The following is an 8,974-nucleotide window of genomic DNA, read 5'->3' on the forward strand; positions in this document are numbered from 1 at the left end:
ATGGCTACTATTGGATTAAGAGATATTTATTTTTTCCCTATAACATCTGATGATGATACTGGAACAACGTATGATGCAGGGGTTCGAATTGGGAAAGCCATGACTGCTAATGTGCAACCAAGTTTTAATACAGGTGAATTACGAGCTGAAGATGGTGTAGCTGAAACTGCGGAAGCTCGAGGGGCGACAACAGTGACTGTCCAGACGGACGACTTATCCAAAGAGGCGCAGTCAGTTATGTATGGAAAGAAAATTAATAGTGATGGATTATTGGCTGATAGCGAAGATGATCGACCACCATATGGAGCTTTAGCTTTTCGATCTGAAAAGGCAAACGGCGCTTATCGTTATGTTGTGCTTTATAAAGGTAAATTTACTCCGCCTGAACGAAACTATGAAACTAAGCAAGAAACGCCAGCTTTTCAAACACCGACGACAACTGGCAGATTCATTCGTAGGGACTCTGATAGACTCTACGGACACGATGCGGATGAAGATGATGCAGATATTACAGACAAAACTATTTTTGATAATTGGTTTGATGCTCCATATGAAGAAACACCGGAGATTTAGGAGGTAAATAATGAAACTTACTTTACTGATTGATGGAAAAAAGAAAATATTTACTACATCATTTGTATCTGCTAGATTTTATCGCAAATTACTAGAATACGATCAAACCATTGATTATACAGACATGAATCTTGATGATTACGACGAAGTTGTAGGTTTTGTCTGTAACGTATTTGATAATCAATTTACCGTTGATGAGTTTTATGATGGCATACCTTCACACGAATTGATTCAGACGTTACTTGATGTATTTTCTTATGTTAGGACTGGTGAAGTCCCAAAAAAAGAAAAGGGAAACGAACAGGGGAAGTAAGGTCTCCTGAAGAGGTTAAAGCTTCCCTTATCAAACATGCTGAAGAACGATTGAAACAATTAAAAGAAATTTATAGAAGTCTACTAAAGAATGGATGGACACTCGGTCAATTAGACGAGATGGACATCCATTTTTATTTTAGTTTGTACCAAGAAGAAAAAGTTTACATTGATCAGATCAAATTGTTCTAGGAGGAGGTAGCAATGGCTAATGTAGGTGATTTAAAAACAAGAATAAGTCTTGATTCAGCCCAATTTCAGCAGTCAATGGCAGGCGTTAATAGACAATTGCAAGGTTTGAAACAAGAACAACGAGCCGTTACCTCTTCCGGAACTGGTTTTGCTCGAGGGGTAGACGAGCTAAGAAAAAAATCTGATGTACTTAACAGAACATTGCAACTGCAAAAAAGGCAAGTCGAAGAATTAAGACGGCGTTATGAAGAAAGCCGTAAATCCACCGGTGATAATTCGAAAGAAACTCAGAAAGCCAACACAGCTTATCAAAAAGCTAAAGCTGAAATGAACAAAACGGAAAATGCCCTAAAAGGCATTACTAAAGAAATCGAACGACAAACAAACCCATGGAAGCAGTTAGGTCGTAATATGGATGCGACTGGAAAGAAAATGCAAGATATCGGTCGAGGAATGACTTCATTCGGTCGATCATGGTCTATGTATGTTACTGCTCCAATTTTAGGTCTAGGCGCAGCGGCATTAAAAACGGGTATGGATTTTCAAGAAGGTATGTCCGAAGTTCAGGCAATAAGTGGTGCTACTGGTAAAGAATTTGAACAGCTTAGTGGCCAAGCTAGAGAATTAGGTTCTGAAACTAGATTTTCTGCAACTCAAGCAGCAGAAGGTCAAAAGTTCCTAGCGATGGCCGGATTTGAAACTAACGAAGTATTAAGCGCAATGCCAGGTCTTTTGGATTTAGCGTCATCATCCAACATGGAATTAGGTCGAGCAGCTGACATAGCATCTAATATTATTAGTGGGTTTAACATGGAAGCCGGAGAAGCCGGAAGAGTTGCTGATGTACTTGCCAAAGGTGCATCAACAGCAAATACAAACGTTGAACAATTGGGTGGAGCAATGAAATATGCAGCACCTATTGCATCTACGTTGGATCTTGAAATTGAAGGATTAACTGCATCCGTTGGGTTTATGAGTGATGCAGGAATCCAAGGTGAACAAGCTGGTCGACAATTACGACAAGGATTATTAAGACTTGCTAATCCTACTGGTAAAGCAGCAAGTTTAATTAAAGATTTAGGTATTAATGTATTTGATGCCGATGGAAACATGAAAGAAATGCACGATGTTGTTGCTGAACTTGAAAAAGGTTTAGGAGACATGGACTCGAAAACAAGAGCAGCGTCCCTTGCTATTTTGTTTGGTTCAGAATCTACAGCCGGTTGGTCTACGTTATTAGATCGTGGATCGAAAGAATTGGAGAACTACACGAAAGAGCTTGAAAACAGCGAAGGCGCAGCATCTGAAATGGCTAAAATCATGGAGGATAACGCTAAAGGCGCTTTACGTGAATTTAGGTCTGCCGCTGAAGAAGCTGGAATTGTTTTATCTGAAAACTTACTGCCTGTTTTCACAGATGGTGTTAAATACGCTACTGATTTAGCACGTCAATTTGGAGAACTCGACAAAGATACGCAAAAAAATATACTCACAATGGCAGGACTTGCTGCAACTGTTGGACCAGCAGCGTTAATACTTGGAAACATGACTACTGCTGTTGGTGGTCTTCTACGTATCGGTGGTAGCGCATCAAAAATGATAGGAGCTGCAAGAGGAGCAGGTTTAGCTGGTCGAATTGGTTTACTTGGCGTATCTACTGGTCCTGTTGCTCTAGCAACCTTAGCCATCGGCGCACTTGGGGTTGGTGTTTATCAACTAACAAAAGATAAAGATAAATTACACGATGTATCTACTGAAACAGCGGATAAACTTTGGGATGAAGCAGACGCATTAGAAAACTTAGTCAGTAAATTTGACGAATTACAATCACAAAGCAAGCTGACCACTGATGAATTCGGTCGCATGATTGACATTCAGAAGGAACTGGAAAAGACACAAAACCCTGCACGAGTAGCTGAATTAAAAGATGAATATGAGAGATTAAGAGAAAAAAGCGGCCTTAGTAATGAGCAGATCGACAAGATGATTGAATTGAATGAAGATATCATAGAGCAATCTCCAAATGTTGAGAAGTCTTTCAGTGACAAAGGCAATGCGGTCGTTGAGTCAACCGATGCAGTGAAAGAATATATTAAGGCGTTACGTGAGATGTCTCTTCAAGAGCTTAGAGAAGAACAATTTCTAGCATTGGAAAATGAAGCTAAAATAATAAAAGAAAATAAACAGTTGAAGTTGGATATCCAGAAAATAGATGAAGATATGTTGCGCGTACAAGAATTAAGAGGATCAACCGAAGAAGAAATAAGGGATAAGGCCCAGGATCAGATTGGAAAAATAAATACACAATTATTGGATTCCAAAACAACGGAAGAAGAGCGCATAGAATTATTGAAAGAACAAGGTTTTTGGCAACGACTATATGAAGAAGGTTTAGTCGGTTCTTATGAACTTTTAAAAGAAAGTAAAAAAGAACTCCAGAATAAAATCGATTTAAACGAAGATGAACTTGCTAAACTGGAAGAAATAAACGCTCGAATGGCTGATTTACTTTTATCCGAAGTCGATATTAATTTTGAAAAAGGCGAGGGTTTAGACAAGCTTGATGAACGAATCCAAAAGCTAAAAGACGAACGAAAAGAAATGATCGAAAACGCAACCGAAGAAGAAAAGAAAACACGTGAGTATCAAGAACAAGTTTCGGAACTTGATTTATCTATCGGTAAGCATATTGATATTCGTGATCAAATTTACGATGAAACCGGTTATCAATCTGAAAAGAATTTAAAGACTCAACGTCAAAATGAACTGTTGGGATTATCAGTAAGAGAAATGCTCAACATGGGTATAGAGCAGGATAATACAAATATAAAAATTGGCACTGGCATTGGGCTTGCAGAAGATTTAACGGATGAACTCGGGAAAGACACTGATAAAGACGTTGAAGTGGATGATAAGGGTACAGCAAAAAAGATAACTGATGAAGCTAAAAAATCAGTTACAAAATCAGTTACTCTGTCTGGCAGATGGTCTAACATTCGGGCAAGCTTTTCGGAGGCATTAAGCGGCATTAGGATACCGGGGTTTAAAGACGGAACAGATCATCATAAAGGTGGTCCATTCATTGCTGGTGAAGAAGGATTTGAACTTGGCCGACTTGGTAACAAGTGGGAAGTACTTAACCTAGGAATGTATGACAGACCAGCTGGATATGAGGTATTCACTCATGACGAGTCGAAACGAATATTAAGCGCAATAAATAATATGCCAGCCTATGCAACAGGAGCTAATCCACCTGGTGAAGCTAATCGAATTGTTAGCGGGTTGAATAATCAGCGTCAAGTACCAGTGACCGGTGAAGCCGTTATATATACTACTGTGATAAACCAGGTGGACGGTAAAGAGTTAAGTAGGCACACTTACCGTCATGTAACTGAATTACAAGAATTAGACAGGGAAGAGGAGGATATGTTTGCGTAAATCATTAACGTTCAATGGAATTAGAAAACCTTGGTTGTATTTATTACAGGGTCGCAAAAAATCTCCTTTTGCTCCTGTTCGTAATAAATTAATCCATGTACCAGGAATGCCTGGGGCACATGTTGGTTCTAAAAATACTGACGTACTTTATATTACTCAACCGATTGGATTTATCGTTAAGGATGATGAACATGCACTTCAATTAAAAGACGAATTAGGATCATGGCTTATTACTAATGAAGCAGCCCCTTTAGAATTCGATGATGAATCTGGCCGAGCATATTATGCTGAAATTGAAGGAACCATTGAAGAATTTGAAAAGTTTGTAGATCAGCGTAGGGGTATTATTACATTTTTATGTTCTGATCCATATTCTTATGGTCCCGAACAAACAAAAGAATTTACCACAGATACAGCAATCATCGAAAACAAAGGCACAGCAGAAGCAGAACCTGTTTTCGAATTAGAAGTACTTGAGCCTGTAACATTTGCGATGATCTCAAACGGTGAAGAATACAACGTAATCGGCAGCCCTGTTAATGTTGATGATATTGTTTTTGTTAGAGAAGAATTAATATTGCACGATGCTTGTAATACAACGACTGGCTGGACAAATGGAACAGAAGTTGAGGGTGGCATTGTTGCAGGAACGATGGTAAGTGATGGATCATCTTTTATCGCTACGGGCTATGGGACAGGTAGTGGTTGGCATGGCCCGTCTCTTAAAAAGAGTTTATCTGAAACTTTAACCAATTTTAGAGCGGAATTTTTGATTGAACAAGTTGGAATTTACGCAAATGAAATAGGAAAAGTAGAAATATTTCTACTCGATGTAAATAGTAAAGTTATAGGTAGCATTCGCATGCGTGATGCGAATACCGGTATGAGACTCAATGAAGCTAACGCTCGTGCAGGAACATTTGAAAGTGGTCGACTATTAATAGCTAACGATTATGGTAATCGTCAGGCTACTTGGGCTAATTTCAAAGGGATGTTACGTTTGCAACGTGCGAATAATCGTTGGCAGGCTTATGTAGCTCTGATTGATGAAAATGGAAACCATCATAGCACGATGACACGAGCATTTGAGGATACGAAAGGCTTGTATGGAACTGACATTGCCCAAATACAAGTCCACATTGCGACATCTAAAGAATACAATCCTACTCAACAAAAGATTAACGATATTAAGGTGTACAAGTTAAATCAACGTGAAGGAATTCCTTATATAGCCGATGTTGGCGATAAGATAAGATTTGACCATGTAGAAGATGAAATCTATTTAAATGGAGAACCACGAAAAGATTTAAAGTTAGATTTTGGAGCTTCGTATTTTAAGTTAAAAGAAGGTAATAATAATTTGGTTGTAATGCCTGAAGGTGCTTTTAATACAATATTAAAATTTAGACCACCATACAGATAATACCGAGAAGAAAGGAGGAAATCCCTTGTCAATCATACACATCATTGACGGACAAACAGACCAGGTACTTGATGATATCACCAAGCCAAACATTTTAGACAACTTGCACACTAAAAAAATGCAAGATACTTTGGAAACTTTCCAATTCCGTACATTTTTAAATAAACATTATTTTCAGCATCTTGGAAAACGAAATCGAGTAATTATACCTGATGAAGATGGTAGCTTAGTAGAGCTTGTTATCTATCGTGTAAGTAAATTAAAGAATACATCTTTAACTGCAGAAATTCGAACTGTAGCTAGTTACCAGGTAGACCTCACAACAGGAAAAACATTTCCTGCTCATAAAACAGCTGCTGAAACAGCAAGAGAGCATGCAGTAATTGCCCTTGCAGATAGCGAATGGTTAGTCGGGAATATAGCTTACGCTGGAATTCGTACAATCGACTTTGAAGATAAAGTAAAACCTTTTGGATATTTAAAACGAATTGCTAGAGAGTTTGATCTTGAATTAAATTTCCGTATCGAGCAAGAAAACGGTAAGATTTATCGTTACGTTGATTTACTTGAACGTATAGGTGATCGCAGAGGTTATGAAGCTGTATTTGGAAAAGATATCATGGAAATTGAACGAATCGAACAAACAGACCAAATCGTAACTAAATTAGAGATTTGGGGACCGGAAAGAGAAGATGGTACACGTTTAATTGAGTATGTTGAAGACCAAGAAGCCTTTGAACGATGGAATCATAAAGGTAGGCATATTATCGATGTGTACGAACCACAGGTTGACCAAGACATTACAGCTGCAGAATTAATCAAACTTGGTGAAAGAGAACTGGTAAAACGAATCAATGCAAGTATCCAATATCGTATGCAAATGGTGGTCTTGGAGCATGTTCCAGGACTAAAAAATAAAGTATTGCGCTTCGGTGATACCATCCGTGCGAAAGATGAAGCGTTTGATCCACCACTTTTTTTGGAAGCTCGTATTCATACTATAGAAAGAAGTATAACAGATGAATCACAAAAGCGAGTAGAGCTTGGGGACTTCAAAGAATTTACGGAAGATGAAGTGTATTCGATTTGGCGTAAGCTTGAAAAAGAAGTTAAGCAGAAGATTAGTCAAGCTGAATTAGTTGAGTATGCTGAAAAAATCATCCCTGAACAACCAATGGAACCAGTTAATCCTAACGTAGGTGACAAATGGGTTGATACGTCATCAGATCCAATCTCTTTGAAACTGTTTGACGGTATAGAGTGGAAAGCTGTAAAGGGTGATCCCGGAGAACCGGGTGAAGAGGGGCCAGTAGGGCCTAAAGGCGAAGATGGGTATACGCCTATTAAAGGTGTCGATTACTTTGACGGTGTAGATGGTCAAGACGGAACAAACTCATATTTATGGGTTCGTTACAGTCAAAATGCAAGTGGTGACCCTATGACAACTGATCCGACTAATGCGAAATATATTGGAATAGCAACCACTACAACACCAAGTGCACCAACGTCTCATACAGCATATGAATGGTCGCTTATAAGGGGTACTGATGGTGTTAAGGGTGAAGCTGGCGCAGATGGTCAAACAAGTTACCTCCATATCAAATATAGTAATGATGGCGGTGCTACATTTACAGGAAATAATGGTGAGGATGTAGGGGAATGGATTGGTACGTATGTTGATTTTAATTCTTCAGACTCAAATAACGTTTCTTCCTACACATGGAATAAAGTCAGAGGTGAAAAAGGTGACCAAGGAGATCAAGGTATACCTGGAAAAGATGGTATAGCACACATGGGACCGAATGCTCCAAGTAATCCTGCTGTTAATGGCACATGGTTCCAAACTGATTCATCAGGTGAAGTAATTGCTATTAAAAAATGGAATGGGAGTGCATGGGACACCGCTAAAATGACAGTTGACGTACTTAATGTATTAAAACTATCAGCATTAAGTGCAGACTTAGGAAACGTTACGGCTGGACATATACAGGGTGTCACATTAAATCTTGCTAACGGAAAGCTGGTTGTTGATGATCAAGGAAATGTCAAATTCTCCGGTAATTTAGAAGGTGCGAGTGGTACATTTTACGGTGTTGTTGAAACAATTGTGGATATGCCAGCAGTTAAAAAATTAATAGCGCGTATTGGCGAAGGTGAAGGCTACTTCGAAACGCATCATTATTTTGACGGTACTACTGATCGTATAACTGTAAATGGTGATGGTGTTCACCATGGTTCGGATGGTGTAGGTAATTTAAATGATTTTGAATTTAATAGTAAGAATGGGTTTGTGTTCACTTCAACTAGAGGACAACCAGCGCACTTTAATACTGATATTCGTTTAGATAGTGGACGTTTTATAAGGCAATTGGGAGCACAAGCCTTATCGTTACAAAACGGTTGGGTAAACGCAGGAGGAATATACCCTAATTTAGTTTTTTACGAAGACACACAAGGCTATATATATATTAAAGGATCTATTAAAGACGGCACTGTAGGAACGGGATCGCCAGTAGCAAGACTGCCTGTAGGTTACAGACCTTCATATTATATGCGCTTTCCGTCCGCACAAGGACACGATCTGCATATTTCAACAAACGGATACATTATGGTCGGCGGTGGTTCTAATACTATCGTTAGTTTCGATGGCATCTTATTTAATGGGGTGGTCAGATGATTGTTTATTTAATTGATAGTAATGGGTTTGTAGTTGACACATATAATTCTAATTTTCCGTTCGATGCAGATCCGGATTACCTTATTTTAAAAGGATGGGATGCTCGTTTATTCAAACCGAAATTTACTAACGGTGAATGGATAGAAGGATTAACTGCATCAGAATTACAACAGCGAGAAGAAGAAACGGTAAATCAAAAGTTAAGCGACATGGAGAAATTGAAACAAGACAATGACATGCTTGCTATGGCTGTCTTAGAACTATCACAAACAATATTGAATGGAGGCAAGTAAATGTTGGCTATGTTATTTGCAACTTATATTATTCGAGGAAAATGGGCTTATGCAGATGTGCCGGAT

The 8,974-nt window shown here is 38.7% G+C and carries 6 protein-coding genes; all 6 read left to right on the forward strand.

What is annotated here, in order from left to right; translation table 11 throughout:
• Positions 1-573: a major tail protein gene (locus ACLIBH_RS12405; protein WP_439317025.1), complete on the forward strand. Its 573-nt coding sequence runs from the start codon at positions 1-3 to the stop codon at positions 571-573.
• A 10-nt stretch (positions 574-583) separates the two neighbouring features.
• Entirely contained in the window at positions 584-886 is a 303-nt protein-coding gene (gene gpG, locus ACLIBH_RS12410) for a phage tail assembly chaperone G (protein ID WP_439317026.1), read from the forward strand.
• Positions 887-1,089: 203 nt separating this feature from the next.
• Positions 1,090-4,515 (forward strand): phage tail tape measure protein, encoded by a 3,426-nt coding sequence (locus ACLIBH_RS12415; protein ID WP_439317027.1) that lies wholly within the window; start codon positions 1,090-1,092, stop codon positions 4,513-4,515.
• Positions 4,508-5,938, forward strand: coding sequence for a distal tail protein Dit (locus ACLIBH_RS12420; protein WP_439317028.1), 1,431 nt, complete (start codon positions 4,508-4,510; stop codon positions 5,936-5,938). The genes ACLIBH_RS12415 and ACLIBH_RS12420 overlap by 8 nt, the downstream gene beginning before the upstream one ends.
• 25 nt (positions 5,939-5,963) lie before the next feature.
• Positions 5,964-8,615, forward strand: coding sequence for a phage tail spike protein (locus ACLIBH_RS12425; protein WP_439317029.1), 2,652 nt, complete (start codon positions 5,964-5,966; stop codon positions 8,613-8,615).
• Positions 8,612-8,908: a hypothetical protein gene (locus tag ACLIBH_RS12430; RefSeq protein WP_439316101.1), complete on the forward strand. Its 297-nt coding sequence runs from the start codon at positions 8,612-8,614 to the stop codon at positions 8,906-8,908. Before ACLIBH_RS12425 ends, ACLIBH_RS12430 begins: the two co-directional genes overlap by 4 nt.
• Positions 8,909-8,974 lie beyond the last annotated feature (66 nt).

Source organism: Virgibacillus sp. W0430 (assembly GCF_051846935.1).
Taxonomy (GTDB): domain Bacteria; phylum Bacillota; class Bacilli; order Bacillales; family Amphibacillaceae; genus JBPYCR01.

What these genes read in the sequence shown, in the direction of transcription:
- ACLIBH_RS12405 (WP_439317025.1), top strand. Translation starts at nt 1, where the DNA reads ATGGCTACTATTGGATTAAGAGATATTTATTTTTTCCCTATAACATCT.
- gpG (WP_439317026.1), top strand. Translation starts at nt 584, where the DNA reads ATGAAACTTACTTTACTGATTGATGGAAAAAAGAAAATATTTACTACA.
- ACLIBH_RS12415 (WP_439317027.1), top strand. Translation starts at nt 1,090, where the DNA reads ATGGCTAATGTAGGTGATTTAAAAACAAGAATAAGTCTTGATTCAGCC.
- ACLIBH_RS12430 (WP_439316101.1), top strand. Translation starts at nt 8,612, where the DNA reads ATGATTGTTTATTTAATTGATAGTAATGGGTTTGTAGTTGACACATAT.